The organism is Streptosporangium sp. NPDC006013, from assembly GCF_040614275.1.
GTDB lineage: Bacteria > Actinomycetota > Actinomycetes > Streptosporangiales > Streptosporangiaceae > Streptosporangium.
In genome coordinates, this window is record NZ_JBEXUE010000091.1 from 1 (window position 1) to 26,748 (window position 26,748).

The 26,748-nt window shown below is 68.9% G+C and carries 25 protein-coding genes; 11 read left to right on the plus strand and 14 right to left on the minus strand.

Annotated features, from left to right (window positions below):
* Positions 1 to 233: 233 nt before the first annotated feature.
* From ABZ260_RS16495 to rpsF, 7 genes are all read right to left on the minus strand, one after another.
* A complete protein-coding gene (locus tag ABZ260_RS16495) occupies positions 234 to 977 on the minus strand; it encodes an amino acid ABC transporter ATP-binding protein (protein ID WP_355617747.1) in 744 nt (247 codons plus the stop codon).
* A gap of 34 nt (positions 978 to 1,011) precedes the next feature.
* Positions 1,012 to 1,878, minus strand: coding sequence for an amino acid ABC transporter permease (locus ABZ260_RS16500; protein WP_355617750.1), 867 nt, complete (start codon positions 1,876 to 1,878; stop codon positions 1,012 to 1,014).
* Between the two features lie 61 nt (positions 1,879 to 1,939).
* Positions 1,940 to 2,821 carry an ABC transporter substrate-binding protein gene (locus ABZ260_RS16505; RefSeq protein WP_355617753.1) on the minus strand — a complete coding sequence of 294 codons (882 nt, stop codon included), beginning with the start codon at positions 2,819 to 2,821 and terminating at the stop codon, positions 1,940 to 1,942.
* A 228-nt stretch (positions 2,822 to 3,049) separates the two neighbouring features.
* Positions 3,050 to 3,496, minus strand: coding sequence for a 50S ribosomal protein L9 (gene rplI, locus ABZ260_RS16510; RefSeq protein WP_355617756.1), 447 nt, complete (start codon positions 3,494 to 3,496; stop codon positions 3,050 to 3,052).
* A 14-nt stretch (positions 3,497 to 3,510) separates the two neighbouring features.
* Complete coding sequence (rpsR, locus tag ABZ260_RS16515; RefSeq protein ID WP_012895699.1) at positions 3,511 to 3,747, minus strand: 30S ribosomal protein S18; 237 nt, start codon at positions 3,745 to 3,747, stop codon at positions 3,511 to 3,513.
* 83 nt (positions 3,748 to 3,830) lie between these two features.
* The gene (locus tag ABZ260_RS16520; RefSeq protein ID WP_355617759.1) at positions 3,831 to 4,382 is read right to left on the minus strand and encodes a single-stranded DNA-binding protein; all 552 of its coding nucleotides are present in this window, start codon (positions 4,380 to 4,382) and stop codon (positions 3,831 to 3,833) included.
* A gap of 77 nt (positions 4,383 to 4,459) precedes the next feature.
* On the minus strand, positions 4,460 to 4,750 hold the full coding sequence (rpsF, locus tag ABZ260_RS16525; RefSeq protein WP_030919721.1) for a 30S ribosomal protein S6: 291 nt from the start codon (positions 4,748 to 4,750) through the stop codon (positions 4,460 to 4,462).
* 257 nt (positions 4,751 to 5,007) lie between these two features.
* Here rpsF and ABZ260_RS16530 point away from each other — a divergent pair, with 257 nt between their 5' ends.
* A complete protein-coding gene (locus ABZ260_RS16530; protein ID WP_355617762.1) occupies positions 5,008 to 5,283 on the plus strand; it encodes a hypothetical protein in 276 nt (91 codons plus the stop codon).
* Between the two features lie 40 nt (positions 5,284 to 5,323).
* On the opposite strand, the gene ABZ260_RS16535 is transcribed toward ABZ260_RS16530, so the two are convergent.
* Entirely contained in the window at positions 5,324 to 5,506 is a 183-nt protein-coding gene (locus ABZ260_RS16535) for a hypothetical protein (RefSeq protein WP_030919717.1), read from the minus strand.
* A gap of 94 nt (positions 5,507 to 5,600) precedes the next feature.
* On the opposite strand from ABZ260_RS16535, the gene ABZ260_RS16540 reads away from it, so the two are divergent.
* The gene (locus ABZ260_RS16540; protein WP_355547726.1) at positions 5,601 to 6,359 is read left to right on the plus strand and encodes a deoxyribonuclease IV; all 759 of its coding nucleotides are present in this window, start codon (positions 5,601 to 5,603) and stop codon (positions 6,357 to 6,359) included.
* An 81-nt stretch (positions 6,360 to 6,440) separates the two neighbouring features.
* Here the strand turns inward: ABZ260_RS16540 and ABZ260_RS16545 are convergent, their stop codons facing one another.
* The 3 genes from ABZ260_RS16545 to ABZ260_RS16555 are packed head-to-tail and all read right to left on the minus strand — an operon-like array spanning position 6,441 to position 11,613.
* Positions 6,441 to 7,574, minus strand: a complete 1,134-nt coding sequence (locus tag ABZ260_RS16545) for a mannosyltransferase family protein (RefSeq protein WP_355617765.1) — start codon at positions 7,572 to 7,574, stop codon at positions 6,441 to 6,443.
* Between the two features lie 59 nt (positions 7,575 to 7,633).
* On the minus strand, positions 7,634 to 8,941 hold the full coding sequence (locus ABZ260_RS16550) for a glycosyltransferase 87 family protein (RefSeq protein WP_355547732.1): 1,308 nt from the start codon (positions 8,939 to 8,941) through the stop codon (positions 7,634 to 7,636).
* Positions 8,941 to 11,613, minus strand: a complete 2,673-nt coding sequence (locus ABZ260_RS16555; RefSeq protein ID WP_355617768.1) for a transglycosylase domain-containing protein — start codon at positions 11,611 to 11,613, stop codon at positions 8,941 to 8,943. The genes ABZ260_RS16550 and ABZ260_RS16555 overlap by 1 nt, the downstream gene beginning before the upstream one ends.
* A 604-nt stretch (positions 11,614 to 12,217) precedes the next feature.
* Between ABZ260_RS16555 and ABZ260_RS16560 the strand changes: the two genes are divergently transcribed.
* Positions 12,218 to 12,886: a PadR family transcriptional regulator gene (locus ABZ260_RS16560; protein ID WP_355547739.1), complete on the plus strand. Its 669-nt coding sequence runs from the start codon at positions 12,218 to 12,220 to the stop codon at positions 12,884 to 12,886.
* 30 nt (positions 12,887 to 12,916) lie between these two features.
* Positions 12,917 to 13,996, plus strand: a complete 1,080-nt coding sequence (locus ABZ260_RS16565; RefSeq protein ID WP_350956018.1) for an inositol-3-phosphate synthase — start codon at positions 12,917 to 12,919, stop codon at positions 13,994 to 13,996.
* A gap of 91 nt (positions 13,997 to 14,087) precedes the next feature.
* On the opposite strand, the gene idi is transcribed toward ABZ260_RS16565, so the two are convergent.
* A complete protein-coding gene (gene idi, locus ABZ260_RS16570) occupies positions 14,088 to 14,669 on the minus strand; it encodes an isopentenyl-diphosphate Delta-isomerase (protein ID WP_355617773.1) in 582 nt (193 codons plus the stop codon).
* Positions 14,670 to 14,805: 136 nt separating this feature from the next.
* Here idi and ABZ260_RS16575 point away from each other — a divergent pair, with 136 nt between their 5' ends.
* The gene (locus ABZ260_RS16575; protein ID WP_355617776.1) at positions 14,806 to 16,104 is read left to right on the plus strand and encodes an MFS transporter; all 1,299 of its coding nucleotides are present in this window, start codon (positions 14,806 to 14,808) and stop codon (positions 16,102 to 16,104) included.
* On the opposite strand, the gene ABZ260_RS16580 is transcribed toward ABZ260_RS16575, so the two are convergent.
* Both ABZ260_RS16580 and ABZ260_RS16585 read right to left on the minus strand, forming a co-directional pair.
* Positions 16,058 to 17,257 (minus strand): adenosylmethionine--8-amino-7-oxononanoate transaminase, encoded by a 1,200-nt coding sequence (locus ABZ260_RS16580; RefSeq protein ID WP_355617779.1) that lies wholly within the window; start codon positions 17,255 to 17,257, stop codon positions 16,058 to 16,060. The two genes, ABZ260_RS16575 and ABZ260_RS16580, sit on opposite strands and share 47 nt — an antisense overlap.
* 55 nt (positions 17,258 to 17,312) lie before the next feature.
* Entirely contained in the window at positions 17,313 to 18,722 is a 1,410-nt protein-coding gene (locus ABZ260_RS16585) for a CCA tRNA nucleotidyltransferase (RefSeq protein WP_355617782.1), read from the minus strand.
* A 160-nt stretch (positions 18,723 to 18,882) separates the two neighbouring features.
* Here ABZ260_RS16585 and ABZ260_RS16590 point away from each other — a divergent pair, with 160 nt between their 5' ends.
* The 6 genes from ABZ260_RS16590 to ABZ260_RS16615 all read left to right on the plus strand — a co-directional run bounded on the left by ABZ260_RS16590 (position 18,883) and on the right by ABZ260_RS16615 (position 26,588).
* The gene (locus ABZ260_RS16590; protein WP_355617785.1) at positions 18,883 to 19,404 is read left to right on the plus strand and encodes a YbaK/EbsC family protein; all 522 of its coding nucleotides are present in this window, start codon (positions 18,883 to 18,885) and stop codon (positions 19,402 to 19,404) included.
* A gap of 46 nt (positions 19,405 to 19,450) precedes the next feature.
* Positions 19,451 to 21,571, plus strand: a complete 2,121-nt coding sequence (locus ABZ260_RS16595; RefSeq protein WP_355617788.1) for a DUF6049 family protein — start codon at positions 19,451 to 19,453, stop codon at positions 21,569 to 21,571.
* A gap of 21 nt (positions 21,572 to 21,592) precedes the next feature.
* Positions 21,593 to 23,197, plus strand: a complete 1,605-nt coding sequence (gene murJ, locus ABZ260_RS16600; RefSeq protein ID WP_355617791.1) for a murein biosynthesis integral membrane protein MurJ — start codon at positions 21,593 to 21,595, stop codon at positions 23,195 to 23,197.
* 195 nt (positions 23,198 to 23,392) lie between these two features.
* Positions 23,393 to 24,907: a protein kinase family protein gene (locus ABZ260_RS16605; RefSeq protein WP_355617795.1), complete on the plus strand. Its 1,515-nt coding sequence runs from the start codon at positions 23,393 to 23,395 to the stop codon at positions 24,905 to 24,907.
* A gap of 114 nt (positions 24,908 to 25,021) precedes the next feature.
* On the plus strand, positions 25,022 to 25,669 hold the full coding sequence (gene sigM, locus ABZ260_RS16610; protein ID WP_355617798.1) for an RNA polymerase sigma factor SigM: 648 nt from the start codon (positions 25,022 to 25,024) through the stop codon (positions 25,667 to 25,669).
* Complete coding sequence (locus ABZ260_RS16615) at positions 25,659 to 26,588, plus strand: zf-HC2 domain-containing protein (protein ID WP_355617801.1); 930 nt, start codon at positions 25,659 to 25,661, stop codon at positions 26,586 to 26,588. The genes sigM and ABZ260_RS16615 overlap by 11 nt, the downstream gene beginning before the upstream one ends.
* Positions 26,589 to 26,748: the final 160 nt, after the last annotated feature.

Here is a 26,748-nt window from a genome sequence, read left to right on the forward strand (position 1 = left end):
CGTCGGGGTGGTCCTGGGGCCGTCCTTCCTCGCCCATGTCGCGCCGGACCTGTCCACCTGGCTGTTCCCACAGGACAGCGCCCAGTTCCACCTGCCCGACCGCGTCGCCCTCCGGAAGGCCCCGGCGGCCCCGGCACCGGGTCCCGCGGCCGGCACCGGCGCTGAGGTCTCCGCGAGCGTCTGGAGCGCGGGGCCCGTCCTTCGAAGAACCGGCCTCCCCGGGCCGGAGGACGTCAAAGGCGCCGGGCGTCGATCACGCTCTGCACGAACTCCCTGGTACGGGCCTCGCGGGGAGCGGTGAAGATCTGCTCGGGGGTGCCGCGCTCCAGGAGCACGCCACCGTCGAGGAAACAGACGGTGTCGGCGATCTCGCGGCAGAAACCCATCTCATGCGTGGTCAGGACCATGGTCATGCCGCCCTCCTTGAGCTCCCGGATGACCCCGAGCACCTCCTTGACCAGCGCCGGGTCCAGCGCCGAGGTGACCTCGTCCAGCAGCATCAGGCGGGGCTGGGTGGCCAGGGCCCTGATGATGGCGACGCGCTGCTGCTGGCCGCCGGAGAGCTGATCCGGGTAGGCGCCCGCCCTGTCCGCCAGGCCGAACCTGTCCAGCAGGTCACGGGCCTGTTGCTCGGCCTGCCTCCTGCCCACGCCGTGCGCCTTCCGCGGGGCCAGCGTGATGTTGTCCAGCACGGTCATGTGCGGGAACAGGTTGAAGGCCTGGAACACGATGCCCATGCGCTTGCGCACGTCGTTGAGATCGGCACGGGCGTCGGTGATCTCCTCGCCGTCCAGGCGGATCGTGCCGTCGTCGGCGGTCTCCAGCAGGTTCACGCAGCGCAGCAGCGTGGACTTCCCCGATCCCGAGGCACCGATCAGGCAGACCACCTCGTGCGGGTCGACCTCCAGGTCGATACCGCGCAGCACGCTGTGGCCCCGATAGTTCTTCCACAGGCCCTCGATGCTCAGCAGGCTCATGTCCCCTCCTTTCCGCCGGTTTCCCGCTGCCCGCTCACTGGCTCCGCCGCCGCTGCGAGCGGACCGCCAGATAGTCGGTGAAGCGGGCCATCGGAATGGTGAGCAGGATGAACAGCAACGCCGCCACCAGGTAGGGGGTGTAGTTGAAGTTGCCGGCCACGTGGATCTGCGCCTGCCTCAGCGCCTCCAGCGGGCCGATCGTGGCGACGAGCGCGGTGTCCTTCTGCAGCGAGACGAAGTCGTTGAGCAGCGGCGGCACCACCCGGCGCACGGCCTGCGGCACCACCACGTGGCGCATGGTCTGGCCGTGGCTCAGGCCGAGGGACCAGGCGGCGGCCCGCTGGCTGGGATGCACCGACTCGATACCCGCCCGGAAGACCTCCGCCACGTACGCTCCGTACGAGAGCGTGAGTGCGATGATGCCCAGCGTCGCGAGGTCCGTCGGGGTGCCCTGCAGGCCGAGCGCGGGCAACCCGAAACCGACGAGATAGATGATGAGGATCGTGGGCACGCCGCGGAAGACGTCGGTGTAGATCACCGCCAGGGCGCGCAGCGGGAAGAAGACCGGCGCTGTAAGGTTTCGGGCCAGCGCGACCAGCAGGCCCACGAGAAGGATCAGCGGCTCGGCGATCAGGAAGATCTTGATATTGAGCAGGAACCCGCTCAGCACATCCGGCAGCGCCTTGACGAACTGCTCGGGATCGAAGAACGTGTCCCGCACCCGGGGCCAGCCGGGGGAGGTGGTGAAGAGCCAGAACAGCAGGACGATCACGATGATCGTCGAGACCGTCGCGACGGAGCCCGAGCGGAGAGACGACCTCCTGCGGAGCCGCTCCCGCTCAAGCTGCCGCTCGCTCTTCGTCCAGTCGTCGGAGAGCCGCAGGCTCTCGTCGTTCCTCATCGAGCGCCGCGGCGCGGACCGTACGCGCTCCGCGCCCACGGCGGTGGCATGAGCTCCGGGATCACTTCAGCTCCGGCGCACCCGCGGCGGAACCGAGCCACTCGGTTTCGATCTTCGCCAGCTCGCCGGAGGCGGTCAGCTTGTCGATCGCCTCGTTGACGCAGCTCACCAGCGGGCTGCCCTTCTCGAACACCGCGCCGAAGACCTCGGGAACGCCGGAGGCGGCGCCGAACTGGCCAACGATCTTGGAGTTCTCGACCTGGGCGGCGGTCACGTAGAACGCGGTGGGCAGGTCCACCACCACCGCGTCGACCTGCTTGTTCTTCAGCGCGTTGACGGCGTCGATCTGCTCGTTGTAGACGTTGAGCTCGGCCGAGGGCTGAATGACGTCCTTGACCGCCTGCAGCGAGGTGGTGCCGACCTGCACGCCGATCTTGGCGTCCTTCAGGGCCGCCAGGTCCGTGGCGGCGGCGACCTTCGAGCCGTCCAGCGCGACCACCGCCTGCTTGACCGTGTAGTAGCCCTTGCTGAAGTCGACGACCTTGGCCCGGTCGGGGGTCACCGAGACCTGGTTGACGTCGAAGTCGAACTGCTTGGCACCCGGCGCGAACGCGGAGTCGAACTTCACCGTGGCCCAGGTGACGTCGCCTTCGGCGAAGCCCATCTGGCCCGCGACGGCGTAGGCGACGGCGCTCTCGAAGCCCTTGCCGTTGGCCGGGTCGTCGTCGTTGAACCACGGCTCGTAGGCGGGCTTGTCGGTGCCGATGGTGAGCTTGCCGGGGGTCTTCAGCGCGAGGCTCTCCTTGGCACAGGCGCTGGAGGCGGCTCCGGAGGCGCTCGGGGCCGCAGAGCTCGTCTGGGTCGTCGTTTCCGAGGCCGGCGCACAGGCCACCGCGGTCGCCGCGAGGGCACCGAGCGCGAGCAGCATCGAGGGACGGACCATGACAAGACCTCCAGGGGGAAGCAACGATTCCCGAATTGTATGTATCAGCGATGACCTGGAGTAACACGGTCTCGGCATGTGAGCCTCTTCTCGCGGACGAAGAGCTTTCCGCACACCCCGCTGATATCCCGGCGGGCGGTCAGGCCGTGGAGAACCGACACCGCCGGTTGCGAAAGAACAAGGGCTCCTCCCCGCGAACGGGGAGGAGCCCTTGTCTCACTGGGCCTCTCAGGCCGCGACGACCTCGACATCGAGGGCCGCGGAGACCTCCGGGTGCAGCTTGACGCTGACCCGGTGGGAGCCGAGGCTCTTGATCGCAGAGGCGATCTCGATGCGACGGCGGTCGAGCACGGGGCCACCGGCGGCCTTGACGGCCTCGGCGACGTCACCCGTGGTGATGGAGCCGAAGAGGCGACCGGACTCGCCGGCCTTCGTCTTCAGGACCACCTTCAGGGCCCGCAGCTGGCCGGCGACCTCCTTGGCGGTGCCAAGGTCGCGGATCTCGCGGGCGTCACGGGCCTTCTTGATCGAGGAGATCTGCTTCTCGCCGCCGCGCGTCCAGAGGATCGCGAAGCCGCGGGGAAGCAGGTAGTTGCGGCCGTAGCCGTCCTTGACCTCGACGATGTCGCCGGGGGTGCCGAGGCCGGTGACCTCACTGGTGAGAATGAGCTTCATCTGTCCGGACCTCCTTAGCGCGCGGTGCTCATGTACGGCAGGAGCGCCATCTCACGAGCGTTCTTGATAGCGGTCGCCACGTCACGCTGGTGCTGGGTGCAGTTGCCAGTCACCCGGCGGGCACGGATCTTGCCGCGGTCGGAGATGAACTTCCGAAGCAGCGCCGTGTCCTTGTAGTCGACGTAGGAGATCTTGTCGTGGCAGAACAGGCAAACCTTCTTCTTGGGCTTGCGCAGTGCCGGCTTGGCCATCGTGGTGCTCCTTTCAGAGCCCCGCCGTCAGGCGGGAATGGTCGCTGCGGATATGGACTGGGATTGCGGGAGGACCGCCGTCCCTAGAAAGGCGGTTCGTCGCTGAAGTCGCCGCCGCCGAAGCCGCCGCCACCCTGCTGCTGCTGGCCGCCACCCCCGTAGTTGTTGCCACCGCCGCCGAAGCCGCCACCTTGCGGTGCGGCGGGCGCCGCGGAGGCCCACGGGTCGTTGGCCGGGCCGCCGCCGAAGCCGCCGCCACCGCCCTGACGGGCGGTCTTGTTGACCTTGGCGGTCGCGTTTCTCAGGGAGGGGCCGACCTCGTCGACCTCAACCTCGTAGACCGTGCGCTTCTCGCCTTCCTTGGTCTCGTAAGACCTCTGGCGCAGCCGTCCCTGAACTATGACCCGCATGCCGCGCTGGAGGCTCTCGGCGGCGTTCTCCGCCGCCTGCCGCCACACGTTGCAGGTCAGGAACAGGCCTTCGCCGTCCTTCCACTCGTTGGTCGTCTTGTCGAGGAACCTCGGAGTGGATGCGATGCGGAACCGGGCCACCGCTTGCCCCGTGGGGGTGAAGCGCAGCTCCGGGTCGTCGACGAGGTTGCCGACGATGGTGATCGTGGTGTCGCCTGCTGCCATGGCTAGCGCTGCCCTTCCTGCGGCCTTCGCTGGTTATCGGCTCAGAGTACGGCTGCCGCCCGACAAAATGCCGGGAGTTAGTGCACGTCCGGGCGGAGAACCTTGGTGCGCAGGATTCCCTCGTTGAGGTTCATCTGCCGGTCGAGCTCCTTGACCGTGGCGGGCTCGGCGCTCAGGTCGATGACGGCGTAGATGCCCTCGGGCTTCTTCGCGATGTCGTAGGACAGCCTGCGGCGACCCCACACGTCGACCTTCTCCACGGTGCCGCCGTCGTTGCGGACGACCGTGAGGAACTGGTCGAGGGAAGGGGCGACCGTACGCTCATCGAGCGAGGGGTCAAGAATGACCATCACTTCGTAACGGCGCATGCTGACTTCAACCTCCTCTGGACTCTTGCGGTCACGACACCGTGCCGTGACAGGAGGACGCTGACGTGCTTCACCTCGGGCGCCCATTTCGGCGCTCGGGGTGGAGGGTGGGCGATAACACACCCATTCGACGTAGCCGTGCCAGCCTACCAGTCCGTCAAGGGTTGGGCCGTCGCCTCGCCGGGCACGTCCTGTCGCAGGAGAAAGAGGAGGCGGTGAAGATGCCTCGTGCGTATGGACATGCCCGGAAGAGACCCTTGCGGTTCACGTTGAACACCGACGGGCGTCGTCACAGGTTCGAGAACGTGCTGAGCGTCGTCACGATCGGCTGCGGACTGCTCGCCTTCGCCACCGGACTGATCCCCGCCGCGCATGTCGTCGCCTCGTGGGCGGGGGTGCTGGGATTCTGCGGGGGCCTCTACTCGCAGTACGTCTCCGCGACGACGCCGGAGCGCGCGCTGAACATCGTGGGCATCGTGGCCTCGTTCGTCGGTGTGGCCTTCGGCATCTATCACGGGGGTTTCCTCCCGTGAGGCCCCGAATCAGACGAAGGCCACACCGGCGCGGGGGCGGCTAACCATTCAGGCGCAGGTCCACGCCGAGCAGGACGAGGAACCACAGGAAGACCGCCAGCAGAGCCTCGGCGACGTCCTTCAGGAGCGCGGGAGTGATGTAGTCGTACACCCAGGCGACGTAGAGGCCGACCAGGATGTAGATGAGGCCGATGAGACTGATCCCTCTGCGGTAGTAGGCCACGTGGACTCCTTGTGTTCGACCCGTGGGGGTGAGTGGTAGGGCGCGCCCTGCGACTGCCCAGGGCCTCGCCGTTGAAACAGCTAGGCTCGGACACATGCCGCTTATCGGAGCTCATGTCGACCAGGACGACCCACTGGCGCACGCCAGGGCGCGCGGCGCCGAGGTCGTGCAGTTCTTCCTCGGTGACCCGCAGGGCTGGAAGGGCCCGGTCATCGGCGAGAAGACCCGGGAGATCAAGGACTCGGACGTGGAGGTCTACGTCCACGCCCCCTATGTGATCAATGTGGCGACCGCCAACAACCGGGTCCGCATCCCCAGCCGCAAGCTGCTCGGCTCGCATCTCGCCGCGGCGGCCGAGCTCGGCGCCAGGGGGCTGATCGTCCACGGCGGGCACGTGGGGGCCGGAGACGACCCGCAGAAGGGCTTCGACAACTGGCGCAAGGTGTTCGAGCGCCTGGAGGAGCACCGGATCCCAGTGCTCATCGAGAACACCGCGGGCGGCGGCAACGCGATGGCGCGCAAGCTTGAGCGCATCGCCCGGCTCTGGGACGCGCTCGACGGCTTCGACGTGGGCTTCTGTCTCGACACCTGCCACGCCCACGCGGCCGGCGAGGACCTGGCGGACGTGGTCGAGCGGGTCATGGCGATCACCGGCAGGATCGACCTGATCCACTGCAACGACTCTCGCGACGCCTTCGACTCCGGCGCCGACCGGCACGCGAGCCTCGGAGCGGGTCAGATCGACCCCGAGCTCATCCTGAGCGTGTGCCGGAGCGCGAACGCGCCGATCGTAGTGGAGACGCCCTTCGACGGCCAGGCCGCCGACATCGCCTTCCTCAGATCGAAGCTCTAGCGCGAGAGTCCGTCCACAGCCTGTGGATAACTTGGTGGGATTACTTTTCCCCGGAAACGGGTAAGGAGCTGCTCCCGGCGCTCAGCCCACCCAGGCACCGTCGGCGAAGATCAGCGCGTTGAGCGCCATCAGCGGGCCCACCACCAGGGCGTAGACGACGATGATCCACCGCCGCCACGGTGCCTGCCCGCCGCTCGCCTTCGCGATCAGGATGAAGAGCGGCCACCACAGCAGCGCCGAGCGCGGAACCGACAGGTAGTAGGCGGAGCAGAGCAGGGCGCCCACCTGAAGTCCCACGTAGACGAACTCGCTCCACCTCCGCAGGTAGAGCAGGACCAGTACGAGCACGACCCCGACGATCGCCCCCGCGATCTCAAGCCGGAACGCCCAGGCGAACCGGCCCTCGCCCATGGCCGAGTTCCAGGTCGTGATCAGCGACTCCCAGGGCCACACCATGTGCCGGCCCCAGCCGGCCTCCTGGGCACTCTTCCAGGCCAGCCAGTCGCCGGTGCGGGAGTGCTGGTAGGCGGAGTAGAGCACCAGCGGCACGAACGGGAGCACCAGCCAGCCGGCCTGCCGTACGAGCTGCCGTACGGGCCGCCGCCGGGCGAAGAACTCCACGATCAGCGCCAGGGCCAGGAACAGGCCGGTGATCCGCACGCAGGAGGCACCCGCCGCCAGGGCCGCGGCGAGCGGCCAGCGTCCCCTGCGCGCCGCGAGCCAGGCGGGGATGGCGAAGGCCAGGAAGAGCGACTCGCTGTAGCCCGCGAACAGGAACACCGCCATCGGCCAGAGCAGCAGCGCCAGCACCGCGCGCCGGCCGGTCCCCGGGGGCCCCTCGAACTCGGCCAGCCTGGCGAGCGCCATCATCGCGACGGCACCGGCCACGAAGGAGATCAGCAGCCCGGCGACCGTCCAGTCGCCGACCACGAGGTGCACCGCGCGGAGCGCCAGGGGCATCCCGGGGAAGAAGGCGGGCAGCCCCTTGTCAGGCTCGCTGCCGGGGGCGCCACCGTAACCGTGCTCGGCGATGGTGGCCAGGAGGCTGGCATCCCAGTGCTTCCAGCGCTCCAGGAACGGCGGCGGGACCGCGTCCCCCTCCATCATCGCCTGGGTGCCGACGACGACCAGGGCGACGATTCCCAGCCTGGAGGCCAGCCAGAGCAGCAGCCCTTCCTGCGCGGTATCCCGCGGGGGCTCGACAGGATTGATCACAAACTGGGATTGTCGCGGATCATCCCGACCGGCCGCCAGACTCACGCCGTTCCCCGCTGCTAGGAGAGCGCGAGCCGGAAACGGTCGGGTGCGCCGTCGAAGACACCGCCCGCCTGGTCGTCGGTCCCGTCCTGGCGGATCACGTCCTTGTCGGGGACGAGAATGTCCCTCACCACGAACGCCATCATGATCAGAATGGTGATCGCGCGGGCCCACACCGCGGTGAAGTAGGTGTCGCCGGCGATGCCCAACGCCTCGTTGCCCGGCTGGATACCGACCAGATAGAGCCAGATCGCGAAGAAGTACCAGCACTCGGCGAGCTGCCAGAGTGCGATCGGCTTCCAGTTCGGCCTGGCCAGCACCGCGAAGGGGATCAGCCAGAGCACGTACTGCGGCGACCACACCTTGTTGGTCAGCATGAACGCGGCCAGGGTGAGGAAGCAGAGCTGCATCAGCCGCGGGCGGGTCCTGGCCGTCACGGTGAGCACGGCGATCGCCAGGCAGAACGCGGCGAGGGAGACGATGCCCAGCTTGTCGACGAGTTCGGCGTCACCGAGGATCGGCCACTGCTTCTGGTTGAAGAAGTACCAGAGCGAACCCCAGTCGGCCCCCCGCTCCTGGCTGAAGACGTAGAACCGCTTCCAGCCGTCGAAGGCGAACACCATGATCGGCACATTGACGACCAGCCAGGCTCCCACGACGCCGCCGAGCGTCTTGAGGAACGGCACCCACCTGCCGGTGCGCAGCGTCAGCAGGAACAGCGGGCCGAGGAACATCAGCGGGTAGAACTTGGTGGCGATCGCCAGGCCGAGCAGGATGCCGGCGAGCCACTGCCTCCGCTTCGACCAGGCCAGCAGCGCGCCCAGCGCGAGGGCGTTGGCCGCCAGGTCCCAGTTGATGTACGCGGTGAGGATCAGCCCGGGGGCCAGGGCGTACCAGAGCGCGTCCCAGCGCCTGGCCGGACCGGCCAGCGCGGCCATCAGCAACACGCCGACGACCAGGCAGATCGCCATGAGGATGACCGTGAGGTCGTAGAACGCCGTCCCCTGGTCGGTCATGGGGGCGACGATCCGGCGGAAGAACTCCATGATCCCGCCGATACCGACGGGGTACTCGACCGGATAGTCGAAATAAGGGATCTTGCCCTCGTTGAGCTTCTCGTTCCACCACAGGGGATAGATGTCGGTGTAACAGAAGTTCGTGAACTGCAGGGTCCCGTCGTTCCACGCCCCGCCGACGCGGCACGGCCACTTCCAGAACCAGGCCAGGATGGCCCCCAGCCCCGCGAACAGGGCCAGGGGCACGTACGGGATGGCCCGGGTGCCGAACTCCGATAGCGGGCGCCGCGACGTCAGGAGATCCTTCATCAGGGGCGTCGTCCGCTCGCGGCGGGTGTCGGCATGATCGCCGCACCGGGCGCCCCGGGAGCCCCGACCGCGCCGGGGGCGCCGTTCTCGGTGATCTCGCCGTTCGGCGGACCGTCGCCCGAGCCGTCGTTGCCGACGTCGCAGGAGCCGTCCCAGGGCAGGCACTCGCGGCCGTCGGGGTTGTCCGGCTCGCCGCCGCCGCCGTCGCTGGGCCAGTTGCCGCCACCGTCGCCGCTGTCGGGGAAAGGATTGTCGTCCATGGTCGGCGCCGCGGTGGGCGTCGGCTTGGGCGTGGCCAGGCTGCTCTGCGAGCCGGTGTTGGCCCTCGGCGGGAACTGCTGGACCTCGTCCTTGGCGGTCACCTTGGCCATGTAGTCGTGCCAGATCTGGGTCGGGGTGCCACCACCGCCGATGAAGGAGGGCATGGGCTCCTCCTTCCAGAGGATTTTCGAATCATCGATCTCGCGGTTCGGCAGGCCGTACTTGTCGACCTTGAGCTTGCGCGTCCCCGCCCTGTTGTAGGGCACGTCCTTGGACATACCCACCGCGGTGACGACCTGCGGGGTGAAACCGACGAACCAGGCGTCCTTGTAGCCGTTGTTCGTGCCGGTCTTGCCGGCCACCGGCCGCGAGCCGATGTTCGCGGTGGCACCGGTGCCGCTCTTCACCACGGCCTGGAGCGCGACCGTCGCGTCGGCCGCGGACTCGGGGCTGATGACCTGCCGCACGGTGGCCTGCTCCGCGAGCACCGGGGAGCCGTCGAGCTTGGTCACCTTGGTGATCACGTGCCAGTCGGCGTGCTTGCCCTCGTTGGCGAAGATCGAGTAGCCGGCGGCCTGCTCGACCGCGGTGACCGAGGCGCTGCCGATGGTGACCTGGAACTTCTGCTCGTCGACCGCGTAGTCGACCGCGTTCTTGCCGCCGTAGGAGGGGTTGTACTTGGCGGTCTCGCCGACCCCCGCCTCCTTGGCGATCCTCGCCACCTCGGGAAGCGTGACGACCTCACCCATCTGCACGAAGACCGTGTTGACCGAGCTGGCCATGGCCTTGATCATGTCGATCGCCCCGTACGCCTGGTTCCCCGAGTTGCTGATCGGGGTGGTGCCCGGCATCTTGATCGTGGACATGCCGTCGACGTAGCTGTCGAGCGACCTGCCGCTCTCCAGCCAGGCCGCGAGCACGTAGGGCTTGAACGCCGAGGCCGCCTGCTTGGTGGAGTCGAAGGCGCGGTTGTTGAAGTCCTTGACGAAGTCGTCGCCGCTGTAGAAGGCGAGCACCCGGCCGTTCTTCGGATCCACCGAGGCGACGCTGGCGTGGATGGTCGACTCCAGACCGGAGGTGCGACCCTTCACCGCCTCCTGCGCGGCCTTCATCATGTCCTTGTCGAAGGTGGTGTAGACCTTGTAACCCTTGGTCTTCAAATCCTCCTCGGTGATGCCCCGCGCCTTGAGCTCTCGGAGGACGATGTTGAGCATGTAGCCCTTGAGACCCTTGTTGATCTCCGCGATCTTGACCTCGGCGAACTTCAGGTCGTCGAAGGAGCTTCCGGCGTACTTGCCGTACGCGGCGGGGTCGATCTCCGCCATGTTCCTGAGCGCGGCGCCGAAGCGCTCCTTGGTCGCGGCGTAGTTGCCGGCCTTCTCCTGGATGTCGAAGGCGTCCGGGTTCTGGATCCGGCCGGCCAGGTAGGCGCCCTCCTGCGGGGTCAGCTGGCCGATGTTCTTGCCGAAGAACGCCTTCGAGGCGGCCTGGATGCCGTACGCGCCGCGGCCGAAGTAGATGATGTTGAGGTAGCGCTCAAGGATCTCGTCCTTCTCCAGCGTCTTACTGATCTTGACGGCGACGAAGATCTCCTTGATCTTGCGCTGTACCGAGACCTCCTGGCTGAGGCCGTCGTAGTAGTTACGGGCCATCTGCTGGGTGATGGTCGAGGCGCCCTGGAGCTGGGCTCCGCTGACCGTGCTCCACACCGAGCGGGCCATGCCGGTGAAGTCGATACCGCTGTCGGTGCGGAAGCTCTTGTTCTCCAGGGCGATGACCGCGTCCTGGACGTGCTTGGGAATCTGGCTGATCTTGACCGGGGTGCGCTTGACGCCGAGGCGCGCGATCGGGGTCTTCTTGTCCCGGTAGTAGATCACGCTGCCCCGGTCGTCCACGCTCCCCTGCGCGGTCTGTGGAATCGGCGTGTTGGCGTAGGCCACCGCGATCATGCCGAAGACACCGGCGCTGAGGACCACGAAGCTGGCCATCACGATCTTCCAGTTGGGCAGGAAGCGCGTCCACCGCCTGGCCCTGGGCTCGTCCTCGCCGTCGCCGGGACCGTACCCCCCGGGGCCCCCCGGGCCGCCTGGACCCTCTGGACCTCCCTGGCCTGCGGGACCGCCCGCGCCACGCCCGGCGCGGCGTCTGCGCACGCCGCCCTCACCGGACCTCGAACCGGCTCCCGCCTGGGCGGCGAGCATCGCCTGGGTGTCCTCGAACGCGGCCTCGGCCCGGCGGCCTGTCGGGTCGGTGTCACGGCGACGGAGCTCACCGCCCCGCTGCTCGGGCTCGCGCGGGGGCATCCCGCCCGGAGCACCCGCGTCCCGCCGGGGCTGGGCACCCGGGTGCTGGGGCGCGCCGCCGGCGTAGGGCATCCCGCCGGGCATCCCGCCGGGCTGGGGCATCATCATGGTCCGGTTGTCGGCCCCCGCGCCCTGTGGCGGCCGACCTTGCTGCTGTTCCCAGCTCGCGCCGCCGGTTTGAGAGTTTTGTGAAGGGGGAACTGCACGGGGAGCGGCTCCTGGGCCTGAGCGACGGCGCCGCCCCTGACGAGCCGACCCGTCGGCGCCTTCCTGGCGCCCGTTCGGCTCCGGGTCATTGCTGTGGCTGTAACTCACGCGTCCTCGTTCGGTCATCGGGGTCTACGACGGCGTGCTGGCGGGCGAGACTACCTCCTGATCACCGGAGATCCCGCCGCCTTGGCTCACTGGTAGCCGGCCCATTCGGGTGGATCTCCGTTCCCGAGGACGAACGAGATCGTCAGCTGGTTTCGACAACAACCTTGGCAGACCTCTCCCACGTTGACGCGGGATTCCCCGTATTGGAAAGCGGTCCACGCCGCGCGGGGGCTGTGCCCCATTGCCGCCTGTTGTGACCACATAGGCGCCAGACTACGGCTTTTTGTTGTTTGCTCCCAACCTCTTGGGAAAGTCGCTGATTGCAGGGTTATGTTGAATGGACGTATCCTGCGGATGTATCGGCTCGATACATCGACGCGAGAGGTGGTGGTTTCCGGTGGCCGGCGGACGTGGCGGGGTGCTGGAGCTGGCCGTGCTCGGGTCGTTGCACGAGACCCCGCTCCACGGCTACGAGCTGCGCAAACGGCTCAACGCTCTGCTCGGCATGTTCCGGGCCTTCTCCTACGGCTCGCTCTATCCGTGCCTCCGCCAGTTGCTCACCGACGGACTGATCATCGAAGACGGCGATGCCGCCGCGGCCAACGCCGACAGCCCCATCGCGCTCCCCGGCCGCCGTTCGAAGATCGTCTACCGGCTGACCGCGGAGGGCAAAGAGCGCCTGCACGAGCTGCTCACCCAGGCCGGCCCTTCGGCCTGGGAGGACGAGAGCTTCGGCGTGCACTTCGCCTTCTTCAGACACACCGAGGCGGAGGTGCGCCTGCGCATCCTCGAAGGCCGGCGCAGCCGGCTCGAGGAACGCCTGGACGGCGTGCGCACGGCACTGGCCCGCACCCGTGAGCGGCTGGACAGCTACACCCTTGAGCTCCAGCGTCACGGTCTGGAGTCGGTCGAACGCGAAGTGCGCTGGTTGAATGAGCTGATCGCCACCGAACGGCGAGCGTCGCCGCCGGACGAGGAGCAGCGATCCGCGCGGGAGGAAACGTCCCGGGCGCCCGAGCCCGGAGCGGGCACGACGGGGCGGCCTGCCACCCCGGAAGACAACTGACCACCAAAGAACAAAAGGGGAGCGAGTGCCATGGGTTCGGTGCGCGTAGCCATTGTCGGTGTAGGCAACTGCGCCACGTCGCTCGTACAGGGCGTGCACTACTACCGGGACGCCGACCCCGGTGCCCGGGTGCCGGGCCTGATGCACGTCAAGTTCGGCGACTACCACGTCGGCGACGTCGAGTTCGTCGCGGCGTTCGACGTCGATGCCAAGAAGGTCGGCCGCGACCTGTCCGAGGCGATCGTGGCCTCGGAGAACAACACGATCAAGATCTGCGACGTACCGCCGCTGGGCGTCACGGTGCAGCGCGGCCACACCTTCGACGGTCTGGGCGAGTACTACCGGGAGATGGTCGAGGAGTCGGACGAGACTCCGGTCGACGTCGTTCAGGTCCTCAAGGACAGCAAGGTCGACGTGCTCGTCTCCTACCTGCCGGTGGGCTCGGAGGAGGCCGACCGCTTCTACGCCCAGTGCGCCCTCGACGCGAAGGTCGCGTTCGTCAACGCGCTGCCGGTGTTCATCGCCTCCGACCCCACCTGGGCCCAGAAGTTCGTCGACGCCGGCGTCCCGATCGTCGGTGACGACATCAAGTCACAGGTCGGGGCGACGATCACGCACCGCGTGATGGCCAAGCTGTTCGAGGACCGCGGCGTCGAACTGCTCCGCACGTACCAGCTGAACTTCGGCGGCAACATGGACTTCATGAACATGCTGGAGCGCAAGCGCCTGCAGTCCAAGAAGATCTCCAAGACCCAGTCGGTCACCTCGCAGATCCCGCACGAGATGCGGAAGGCCGACGTGCACATCGGTCCTTCCGACCACGTGCCGTGGCTCGACGACCGCAAGTGGGCGTACGTGCGCCTGGAGGGCAGGTCCTTCGGCGACACACCCCTCAACCTGGAGTACAAGCTGGAGGTCTGGGACTCCCCCAACTCCGCCGGCATCATCATCGACGCGGTCCGCGCAGCCAAGATCGCCCTTGACCGGGGCGTCTCGGGGCCGATCCTGTCGGCCTCCTCGTACTTCATGAAGTCCCCGCCGGAGCAGTACTCCGACGACGAGGCGCGCGAGTACGTGGAGAAGTTCATCCGCGGCGAGGTCGAGCGCTGACCGATCGGCGCCCGCTCACGGTGAGAGCCCCCGACCTGGGTGAACGGGTCGGGGGCTCTCGCCATATGAGGATCGCCGGCGGGCTCCCGCGTCAGCGGGCGGCGGGTGGGAGGTCGGCGGGGTCGGCGGCCCGCCAGGCGAGCGGGTCCGCGCCAAGCTCGATCAGCTGGGGGACCTGCTCGCGGCACCACGGGGAGATCGCCAGGCGGTCGCCGAGCACCCCGTCGGTGAACTCCTTCCACGGCATCCAGCGCACGTCCTCGACCTCGTCGGGGTTGGGCACGGCCTCGGAGGCGACGATCACCCGGTAGACCGGGCACAACTCCCGCTCCACGATGCCGCTGTCCATGACCGCGCGATAGGAGAAGCGCGGCAGAAGCAGGTCGACCTGGCCGGCCGCGAGGCCCAGCTCATGGGAGAGCCTGCGGGTCACCGCCGCGGCGAGCGGCTCGCCCGGCAGGGGGTGGCCGCAACAGCTGTTGGTCCACACCCCCGGCCAAGTGATCTTGTGCAGTGCGCGTCGGGACAGCAGAACCTGCCCCTGCTCGTCGAACACGTAACTGGAGAAGGCCAGATGGAGAGGAGTGTCGGGACCGTGCACCGTGGCCTTGGCCGCCGTGCCGATCGCGTTCCCCGCACTGTCGACGAGCACAACGTGTTCATCAGGTGTCACTCGACCGAGGGTACGTGATCATGTTGGTTTACCGCGCCCCACTTGACGATACGTAGGTAAAGGTCGGTAATGCTCACCCGTACATTCAGGGATGTTCCCGATGCCCATCGGGGTCGGTCCCCCATAGGCTGAGCGGGTGTCTTTCATATCCGACCTACGTGTGGTCCTGGAAGGTCGGGACTTCCGGAGGCTGTACGGGACCCGCCTCGTCTCGCAGTTCTCCGACGGGATCTTCCAGTTCGCCGTGGCCGGATTCGCGTTCTTCAGCCCGGAGAAGAGCACGAGCGCGGTGGAGATCGCCGCCGGCCTGGCCGTGCTGCTGCTGCCGTACTCGATCCTGGGCCCCTTCGCCGGGGTGTTCATCGACCGCTGGTCACGACGGCAGATCCTGGTCATCGCGCCGCTGGTCCGCGGAACACTGCTGCTCGCGGCCGCGGTGCTGGTCGCCGCGGACGCCCCTGACGCGATCTTCTACGCCGCCGCGCTCGGCGTGCTCGGGGTGAACCGGTTCTTCCTGGCCGCGCTGGGAGCCTCGCTCCCGCACGTCGTGCCGGCCGACCGGCTGATGGTCGCCAACGCGGTCACCCCGACCTCGGGAACCGTGCTCACCTTCGTGGGCGTGGGCGCCGGGTACCTGCTCCGAGCGATCTTCGGCTCCGACCACCGGGGGACGGCGGTACTGCTGGTCGTCTCCGGCCTCATCTTCGGGCTCAGCGCGCTCATCGCCAGGACCATGGACCGGCGGCTGCTCGGCCCCGCCTACGATCCCAACCGCCCGCAGGCCCGCGAGGCGGTGCGCCACGTGCTGAGCGGCCTGATCGACGGCGCACGGCACCTGGTACGCCACCGGGCCGCCGCCGCGGCGATGGGCGCGATGACCACCCACCGGTTCGTCTACGGCATGTGCACGGCGATGCTCGTGATGCTGTCGCGCTACTACTTCGCCGAGAACGCCGAGGACGCGCTGAACGCGGTCTCCGTCGTGGTCGCCACCTCCGGGCTCGGCTACTTCCTGGCCATCCTGATCACCCCCTGGGCCACCGAGCGCTTCGGCATCGAGCGGTGGGTCCCGGCCATGCTGGTCACCGCCGGGGTGCTGACGTTCGCACTCTGCGTGCCTTTCCAGCAGTGGGGGTTCGCAGCCGCGGGCCTCGTGCTCGGCATCGCCGGGCAGAGCATCAAGATCTGCGCGGACACCGCGGTCCAGCGGGACGTCGAGGACGCCTATCTGGGCCGGGCCTTCTCCATCTACGACATGCTCTTCAACGGCAGCTACGTGCTGGCCGCCGCCCTGGCCGCGGCGCTGCTCCCGGCGGACGGCAGATCGACGCTCGTGCTGGTGGTCATCGCCGCCGGATACCTCGCGGGCGCGGTGGCATACCGGGCCGTCACGCCTGCCCGAGTGATCGAGCCGCTGCCGTCATCGCCGTCGTGACCGTCTCCAGGTCGTCGTCGCCGATCGAGTAGGGCGGCATCGCATAGAGCAGGCGGCCGAACGGGCGGAGCCAGACGCCGTGCCGCATGACGACGTCCTGGACGGCGGGGACGTCGACGGGCTCGCGGGTCTCGATCACCCCGATCGCGCCGAGGACCCGCACCTGGCGCACGCCCGGCGCCTCCGCGGCCCCCGCCAGGCCCGCGCGGAGACCGGCCTCGATCCGGCGGACCTCCTCGCGCCACGGGCGTTCCTCCAGAAGATCCAGCGAGGCGTTCGCGACCGCCGCGGCCAGCGGGTTGCCCATGAAGGTCGGCCCGTGCATCAGCACCCCGACACCCCGGGCCACCCGCTCGGTGCACAGCGTCGCGGCCAGCGACAGGTAACCGCCGGTCAACGCCTTGCCCAGGCACATGATGTCGGGCCTGATCCCGGCGTGGTCGCAGCCGAACAGCTCTCCGGTCCTGCCGAATCCGGTGGCGATCTCGTCGGCGATCAGCAGGACGCCGTGCTCGTCGGCCAGCTCGCGGAGCAGGCGCAGGTAGGCCGGGTGGTAGAAGTGCATGCCGCCCGCCCCCTGGACCACCGGCTCCACGATGATCGCGGCCAGTTCATGGGCGTGCCTGGCGAGAAGGTCCGCCAGCCGGGCCGCGTAGGCCTCGTCGTACTCGCGCGGCGGCCGGTCGGCGAACACGTGTTCGGGCAGCACGCCGGAGAACAGGTGGTGCATGCCGTTGACCGGGTCGCAGACCGACATCGCCCCGAAGGTGTCGCCGTGGTAGCCGCCCCTGACCGTGAGCAGCCTGCTCCTGCCGGTGAGCTGGAACGCCATTTTGATCGCCACCTCGACGGCGACCGACCCCGAGTCGGCGAGGAACACCTTCGGCAGACCGGTCATGGCGGCGAGCCTGCGGGCCAGCCGCACGGCGGGCTCGTGGGTGAGCCCGCCGAACATGACGTGCGCCATGTCCTCCAGCTGGTCCCGCAGCGCCCGGTTGAGCTCGGGGTGGTTGTAGCCGTGGATGGCCGCCCACCACGACGACATGCCGTCGACGAGCTCGCGCCCGTCGGCGAGCGTCAGCCGCACCCCCTCCGCGCGGGAGACCACGTGCGGCGCCACCGGCTGGGGCACGGCCGCGTAGGGGTGCCACACGTGCTCCCGGTCGAGTGCGGCGACATGGCCGGAGACCTCGGGGCCCGCGGTCCGGTCAGGAGTGCCGCTCAGGGGTCACCTCGTTCGCCCGCGCCCACACGCGGAGGGCGTCCGCGGCGGCCTCCTTGCCGAGAACCCCCTCGTCCAGGCGCATGTCCAGGAGGAATTTGTAGGCGCGGCCCACGACCGGGCCCGGCGGGACGCCGAGGATCTCCTGGATCTCGTTGCCGTCGAGCTCGGGGCGGATCTTGCCGAGTTCCTCCTCCTCGGCCAGCCTGGTGATCCGCTCCTCCAGCTGGTCGTAGGTCCGCGACAGGATCTGGGCCTTGCGCCGGTTGCGGGTGGTGCAGTCGGCGCGGGTCAGCTTGTGCAGGCGCTCAAGCAGGTGCCCGGCGTCACGGACGTAACGGCGCACCGCCGAGTCGGTCCACTCGCCCGTGCCGTACCCGTGAAAGCGCAGATGCAGCTCCACCAGGCGGGAGACGTCGGCCACCACATCCTTGGGGAACTTCAGCTCCGTCATCCGCTTCCTGGCGAGCTGTGCGCCGACCACCTCGTGGTGGTGGAAGGAGACCCGGCCGCCGGGCTCGTGGCGGCGGGTCTTCGGCTTGCCCACGTCGTGCAGGATCGCGGCCCAGCGCAGGATCCGGTCGGGACCGTTCTCCTCCAGGTCGATCGCCTGTTCGAGCACGATCAGCGAGTGCTCGTAGACGTCCTTGTGCCGGTGGTGCTCGTCGATCTCCAGGCGGAGCCTGGGCACCTCGGGCAGCACGTGGCCGGCGAGCCCCGACTCGACGAGGATCTTCAGCCCCTCGCGGGGGTGATCGCCGCCGATGAGCTTGTCCAGCTCGTCGCGGATGCGCTCGGCGGAGACGATGTCGATCCGGTCGGCCATCGCGTCCATCGCGGCGAGCGCCGCCTCATCGACGGCGAAACCGAGCTGGCTGGCGAACCTGGCCGCGCGCAGCATCCGCAGCGGGTCGTCGCCGAAGGAGCGCTCGGGGGGGCCGGGGGTGCGCAGCAGCCTGGCGTGCAGGTCGTCGAGGCCGCCGTACGGGTCGACGAACTCGCGGGACGGCAGGCGCAGCGCCATCGCGTTGATCGCGAAGTCGCGCCGGGCCAGGTCGCCCTCCAGCGTCTCGCCGTAGGCGATCTCGGGCTTGCGCGACCTGGGATCGTACGACTCGCTGCGGTAGGTGGTGATCTCCAGCAGCCACCCGTCCTTGCGGACGCCGACGGTGCCGAAGTCAATGCCGATCGTCCAGACGGAGTCGGCCCAGTCGCGGACGAGCTCCAGGACCGTCTCGGGCCTCGCGTCCGTGGTCAGGTCGAGATCGTTGCCGATCCTGCCCAGGAAGACATCGCGTACGGAGCCGCCGACAAGGGCTATCTGGTAACCCTTGGCGGCGAACAGCTCGCCAAGCTCGTCCGCCACAGGAGCGATCTTCCGGAACAGCTCGCTCATGCCGTGGCGCTGGCTCTGGGTCAGATTTGAAAGGGACAAGCCGGGTAGGTCCTTCGGTTACGGAACATGTTCCCCTGCGGGGATACACCTGAAGCGATCACCAGGTTACGGTCAGTCAGGAGAACCTCGGGGGCCGTGCGTCGAGGCAAGGAGCACACACATGAAGGATGCGCTCGCGATCCACCGCTGGCTCCTCGCACACCAGGTCCATCATGAGATCGTACGCCTTCCGCGCGCGATGACATGCTCGGACGAACTGCCCGAGGTGCTTTCCGCGAGCCCCGCCATCTGCCTGGCGGTCACGGTCTACGAGGTCACGACGCGAATCGCCCGCGAGCCCGTGGCGATCGTCACCTCCGTCGGCTCCCCTCCGCGCCCCGGCCTGATCGGCGGCATCCTGGGGGCGCGGCGGGTCCGGCCGGCCTCGGCTTTCACCGTCAACTCCGCCACCGACTACGCCTCGGGTCTGGTCTGCCCGCTGCTGCTGCCCGCCACGCTGACCGTGCTGGTGGACGAGCGACTCACCGGCATCGCCACGTCCGTCTACGTGCCCACCGGGGAGCGTCACACGGCACTCCTGATCCGTGCGGACCACCTGCTCACCCTGGTTTCCGGCAGGGTCGTCGATCTGACTCGCCAGGGTTCCCGGAGGGAGGCGGCGACCTTTCCCCTCGCCGGTTAGGCCATACCATTGCGGGCGTGCGCCGTACTCGACCCCTGGCCGGCACGTGATCCGCAAGGTCATGCTGCTCGCCCTGCTCGCCACCACGCTGCTCCTACCCGCGGCCGTGGTCGTTTCCGGTACGGCGAACGCGCAGACGACCGCGGCGAGCCGGCTGAGTCTCCAGATCGTGATGGAGGCCATCGGCCCCGACACCCCACGTGAGCCGACCACCGAGGTCAAGATCTCCGGATCACTGGTCAACTCGGGCACCGAGGCCATGAACGGGCTGCGCATCCGGATGCACTACTCGCCGCAGCCGTTCGCCCAGCGTGGCGAGATGGACGCCTACCTGGCCGGGCAGATCCAGCCGAGTTCGTGGTGCTGCGAGAGTTTCGTCCAGGCGCCGATCGCGCCGGCGGGAAAGCTACCGTGGCAGTTCGCCTTCACCCCGGGGAGTTTGAAGTTCTCCCGCTTCGGCGTCTACCCGATCATGATCGAGGTGCGCGACGCCTACCTGCAGCAGGTCGCCACCCTGCGGACCATGGTGACCTACATGCCCAGGGAGACCAGGGTGCCCCGCACCCGGCTCGCCATGGTGCTGCCCATCGTCGACCAGCCCCGCCGGAGCGGTGACGGCGTCTTCGCGGACGAGGGACTGCCCGCGGCCATGGCCCCCGGCAAGCGCCTCGGCGACCTGCTCAAGATCGCCCAGGACACCTCCTCGGCCAAGGGCCTCACCTGGGTGGTCGACCCCGCCCTGCTCGACGACGCGCGGGCCATGGGCAGGCCGCACGCGGTCAGGTCCAAGAACCGCACCCAGCAGCGTCCCGCGACACCCGCGGCCGCCCAGTGGCTGAGCGACTTCCGCGAGGCCGTCGCGGACCACCCGGTGATGGCCACCCCCTACGGCGACCCCGACGTGGCGGCCCTCGCGCACAACGGTGTCGACAACGCCACCGCGACCGGTATCAACGCGGCCAGGATCATCGGCAAGGAGACCCTCGGCCGCGATGTGATCACCAACGTGAACTGGCCGTTGGGTGGTCTGATCGACTACGACGGGCTGGACCTGCTGGCCACCGGCGGCGTCGACACCGTGCTGCTGAACGTGCTCAACCTGCCGCCGGTGACGCCCCCGGTCACCACCCCCGACGCCTCGGCGACCCTGGAGAGCGTGAACGGCCCGGTCACCGCCCTGGTCGCCGACGCGAAGCTGAGCGAGACCGTCGGCGCGGACACCTCCGCCCCCGGCTCGGCGCTGATGAACCGCCAGCGGTTCATCGCGGAGACGGCGATGATCAGCGCGGAGCCCGTCAGCACGGCCAGGACCGTGATCGCCGTTCCGCACCGCCGCTGGGACCCCGACCCCAGGTACGTGACCAACCTGATCGAGACCGCCGCCGGCCTGCCCTGGCTGCTGCCCGTCGGGCTGGACGCGGTCAAGCCCGGCAAGGGTGCCCCGACACCGCGGGCCGACCTGACCTACACCGACCAGAACCGGCGGGCGGAGCTCCCCAAGCAGTACCTGACGGGCGTCAAGAAGGTCGGCGCCCGCGCCGATCTGACCGCCGCGATCACCACCGCCCAGGATCTCGACGTCTTCGACCTGGCGCTGCTCCGCCTGACCTCTTCGGCCTGGCGCGGCAGGACCGCCGCCGCGGCGCCGTACGTCCAGCAGGTCGCGGAGGCGATCGACGGCCGGATCGCCATGGTCTCCATCACCGGCAGCGAGCAGTCGCGCCTGCGCACTCTGGCCGGCAGCAACGGCGATGTGCCGATCAGCGTGCGCAACGAGCTGAGCGGTGAGGCCAGCCGGGTCGCGGTCCGCCTCAAGGTCACCTCCGACCAGCCCCGGCTACTGAAGATCGAGCCGTACGTGGACCAGTTGATGATCCTCGGCGGCCAGAGCCAGACCATCCGGATCCCGATGACCTCGACCGCCAGCGGCCAGACCACGGTGACGGTACAGCTCACCACCGACGACGGTCGCAAGTACGGCAAGCCGGTCGAGCTGACCGTGCGGACCACCGGGTACACCGGGGTCGCTCTGGTGATCGTGGGGGCGGCCCTCGTGGTGATGCTGGCCGCCGTCGTCATGCGCGTGCTGCGCCGGCGGGGAGGCCGCCGCCCTGCGGCCGCTCCCCCGCCGAAGCGCGATCGCGAGCCGGCCGGCACCGAGTCCTGACACCCAGCGGAGGAATGGCGCATGAGCAGGGTCCTGCGCGCGAGCGCGATCATGGCGGCGGGGACGATGGTCTCCCGCGTCACCGGCTTCGTCCGGACGGCGGTGCTCGCCGCGGCCATCGGAACCCTCGCCCTGGGCGACGCCTACAGCGTGGCCTACACGATCCCGCTCATCCTGTTCGACCTGCTCATCGGCGGGATCCTGAGCAGCGTCGTGGTCCCGATGATCGTCCGGCGGCAGCAGGCCGACCCCGACGGCGGCCGGGCCTACGAGCAGCGGCTGATGACGCTCGGGGTCGTCACGCTGACCCTGCTGGCGCTGGTCGCGGTGCTGCTGGCCGGGCCGCTGATCAGCCTCTACAGCACCGACTGGGGTCCCAGACAGACCGAGGTCGCGGTCAGGCTGGCCCAGTTCATCCTGCCGCAGATCGCCTTCTTCGGCATCGGCGCGATCGCCGGCGCGATCCTCAACACCCGCGACAGGTTCGCCGCGCCGATGTGGGCACCGGTGCTGAACAACATCGTGATGATCGGCGTCGCGATCGTCTACTACGTGAAGCTGGGCAAGGCGGGCACCAACGTCGACACGATCACCGACGCCGACCTGGCGCTGCTCGGGCTCGGCACCACCGCCGGCATCGTGGCACAGTGCGCGGTGCTGGTCATCGCGCTGCACCGGGTCGGCTTCCGCTTCCGGCCCAGGTTCGACCTGCGCAACGCCGGGCTCGGCGAGATGGGCAGGACCGCGGTCTGGACCTTCGCCTACGTGGGGATCAGCCAGCTGGGCTTCCTGATCACCACCAAGCTGGCGACCGGCGCCGGCCAGCATGCCCCCGGTGCGGGAAACGCCGCCTACTCCTACGCCTACCAGTTCTTCCAGCTCCCGTACGGGATCATCGCGGTCTCGGTGATCACCGCCATGCTGCCCAGGATGAGCAGGGGCGTGGCCGGCGGGCGGCTGGACGAGGTCAGGGAGGAGTTCTCCTCGGGGGTGCGGCTGGTGTCGGTGCTCCTCGTGCCCGCCGGGCTGCTGCTGATGGTGCTCGGCCCCGCGGTGACCGTGCTGATCTTCTCCTGGGGCAACATGACCGTCGACTCGGCGGTCTACATCGGCAACGTGCTGCAGGTCTTCGGGCTGGCGCTGGTGCCGTTCTCGATCTTCCAGCTCCTGCTGCGGGTCTTCTACTCCTTCGGTGACACCCGCACGCCGGTCTTCCTCGCCGTCGGCAACGTGACGGTCAACGCCACGCTCAGCCTGGTGGCCTACTTCACCCTGCCGGCGAAGTACATCGTGATGGGCCTGGCCCTCGCGTTCACCGTCGCCTACGTGGTGGGCAGCGCGGTCGCCTGGGTGCTGGCCTCGCGCAGGGTGGCGGGCCTGGGAGGGCGCAAGGTGGCCGCCGGGCTGTCCCGGATGTACCTGGCCTCGCTGCCGGCGGCGGCGCTCGCGCTCGGCGTGCTCTGGATCACGCAGGAACTCACCGGGCTGGACGCGCTGAGCGCCGCCATCATGCTGGCGGCGGGCGGCGGACTCGGTATGGTTCTTTACTTGGCGATCGCCCACCGGATGCGCATCCCCGAAGTGAGCTCGATCGTTGGAATGGTGGCAGGACGGGTAGGCCGGTAACCCAAAGACTTGTCTCAAACGTCTGACAAGGCGAACACGGGCGGAACCGGCGCGGGACTACCATGGTGCGACACGTGTGGTGACATGCGGCTAATGGAAGCAGGAGGGCGTGGGCGGATCCACCCGGCATCATGTGATGTGTCTTGATGTGCCGACCTGGCGTGGTGCTGTCGTGTTCTCAGTTTCGGAGTCCTCATGAGTTCTCCCACCGTCGAGCCCGGCACCAAGCTGGCCGAGCGCTTCCGGCTCGAAGACCGCGTCCACGAGTCCGGTGGCGCCACGCTGTGGAAGGCCATCGACGAGGTGCTCGCCCGACCCGTCGCCGTCCACACCTTCGACCCCGACTTCCCGCGCCTGAACGAGGTCGTCACGGCGGCCCGGGTGGCCAGTCGGCTGACCGACCCCCGTCTCACCCAGGTCTTCGACGCGACCGAGGACGACGGCCACTCCTACGTGGTCAGCGAGTGGGTGAGCGGTGAGACCTTCGGCGACATGATCGCGGGCGGCCCGCTCGATCCCGAGCGGGCCGCCGCGATGGTCGCCGAGGCCGCCGAGGCGCTGGCCCACGCGCACGAGGCGAACCTCTCCCACCTCTGCCTGACCCCCGAGCACCTGGTCTGGACGGCGGGCAGCACCGTCAAGCTGCTCGGCCTGGGTGTCGACGCCGTCCTGAACGACGTGACAAGCGACGACGGTGCCCGCGAGGACGCCGAGGGCCTCGGCCGCCTGCTGTACGCCGGGCTGACCGGCCACTGGCCGGGTGAGGAGCACGACAGCGGCGGCCTGCCCGTCGCGCCCATGGACGACGGGCACTTCTGCACGCCGCGCCAGGTCACCGCAGGTGTTCCCGGCTACCTCGACACCATCGTCTGCCGGGCGATGCTGCCGGAGACCAGGCGCGGGGCCGACCCGCTGACCACACCCGCCGAACTCGCCGAGGCGCTGGCCTCGGTGTCGCGTCCCAGCCCGCTGCCGATGCCGACGCCGATGCCGATGACGGTGCTCCCGGTGGCCTCCTCCCGCTCCGAGGGCATCGACACCGCGGCGCCCCAGCAGCACACGCCCCCACCCCAGCACCAGCCCCGTCCGATGCCCCGCCAGGCGGGTGGCGGGATGCTCAACAAGGTCGCCATGACCGTCGTCGTGCTGCTGGTGATGGCGGCCGTCGGCCTGGGCGCCTGGACGCTCGGCCGCAGCATCGGCAACGCCGGCACCCCGGTCACCGGCGAGCAGAGCGCCACTCCCACGCCGACCGTGGCCGTCGCCACCCGCGAGGTGACGCCCTCCTCGGTCATCGGCTTCGACCCGCTGGGCGACCAGGAGGAGGGCAGCAGGTGGGCCTCGGCCGCGGTCGACGGCAAGGATTCCACCGACTGGCACTCCGAGACGTACGACTCCGCCGACTTCGGGCGGCTCAAGAACGGTGTCGGCCTGCTGCTGGACATGGGCGAGAGCATTCCAGTCAAGCAGGTCTCGATCGACTTCGGCGGCACCTCGGGCGGCGCCGCGGAGCTCAGGATCGGTGACTCGGCCGACCTCAGCGCCCTGACCGCGGTCGAGAAGTTCAGCGGGCTCTCCGGCAAGAAGACGTACTCTGCGGAGAACCCGCCGAAGGGCCGCTACGTGCTCGTCTGGTTCACCAAGCTGCCCACCTACCAGGGCAAGTTCCGCGGCCAGATACAGGAGATAAAGGTCCTCACGACCAAGTGACACCGGTGCGATTTGATCTGTTTTACGCAGCTTCTTACAGATCATCGGAGAATCCATGGCACCATCTATCCCGTAGTGGTGTTCTCCCCGGACCGGTATAGCAGGACTCTCCTTGTGAATTCCCCACCCGAGACCCCGCCAGCGGCGGACCAGCAGACGGCGAAGGCCCCCGTGTCCGACGCCGAACTGCTCACCCGGCACCTCGCCGGGGATCCGCACGCCTTCAGTGAGATAGTCAAGCGCCATCGAGACCGCATGTGGGCGGTCGCCCTGCGCACGCTGGGCGACCCCGACGAGGCGGCCGACGCCGTTCAGGACGCCTTCGTCTCGGCCTACCGCAAGGCCGGGAGTTTCCGCGGCGAGGCGGCGGTGACCACGTGGCTGCACCGCATCGTGGTAAACGCCTGCCTCGACCGCATGCGCAGGAAATCGGTACGTCCGGTGGCCGACGACGAGCTCGTCGAGGCCGCGGAGCGTGACACCCCGATGCTCGACCAGACGGCCGAGCGCGAGGTCTCCATGGAGGTCTCCGCGGCTCTGAAGCTGCTGCCCTCCGACCAGCGCGCCGCGCTGGTGCTCGTGGACATGATGGGCTACTCGATCGAGGACGCGGCCCAGGTACTGGAGGTGCCGAGCGGCACGGTGAAGAGCCGGTGCGCGCGCGGCCGGGCGAAACTCGCCCCGATTCTTTCCCATTTGCGGAACCGATCAGACCTGTCTCGCGTCTCATCCGCGAAGGGAGCACAACTTCGTGACGGGTGATACGCACTACGACCTGGAGATCTTGGCCGAACTGGCCGAGGGACTCCTCGACGCCGCCACGGCCGTGCAGGTACGCGAACATCTCGCGATCTGCGATCCCTGTGGCGAAAGTCTCGCCGACCTCGCAGCGGTCCGCGAGATGCTCGCGGCGACGCCCACACCGGCGATGCCGATGGGAGTCGCGCTGAGAATCGACCGTGCGCTGGCCGCCGAGGCCGAGAGCTTCCGTGGAGGTGGAGTGGGGCTGGTGGAAGCACCGGCCTGGGACGACATAATGCGTGACGCGCCGTGGGAGACGGGATCTCCCGCCGAACCGGCGCCGTGGGAGAGAGCACCTCTTCCCGAGCAGGAGCCTGAGCCGGCCGTGCGGCTGGGGGTCGTCGGCGACGACGGCACCGTGATCCCGGCGAACCCGGTGAACCCCGCGGGCCCGGCCAGACGTCATGGCGCGCCCCGGCGGGCGACCCGGCGGCGCCGGTGGGCGATGCCCGCCGCGGCGGTAGGCGCGGCGGCGGCGGTGATCGGCGCGACCGTGCTGGCGACCGGGACGCTCACCGCGTCCGGCCCGGCCCCAAGTCCTGTCATCGCCCAGCCCGTGCCGAGTGACACGGTCCAGTACGCGCTGACCGACAGCAACTGGAACTACACCGACGCCGAGCTCCGCGGCTCGCTGCTCAACTACATCGGCCCCGCGACCATCGCCAGCACGACTGACAAGTCCGGGATCGACAAGTGTGTCCAGCAGGTCTCGGCGAAGATCGGCAAGTCGCCCTTCGCCGTGGACCAGGGGTTCTACAACGGGCAGGAGGCCAACATCCTGCTCTTCTGGCAGAACCAGGCCAAGAACACCGTGCGTGTCCACGTCGTGGGCCCGCAGTGCGACAACGTGCGCAAGCCCGGCCTCGCACGCTGGAAGTGATCGGGGAGAGCAGCCGCGGGTAGCGCCCTCGCCCTTTCCGGGAAGGCCCGGCACGGATTCGTCCGCCGCAGGTCGGCGGTGACCTGTGGATCGTCGGCCTGGTGATGGCGGGTCTCGGCACGATCCTCGGCTCGGTCAACTTCATCACCACGATCATCTG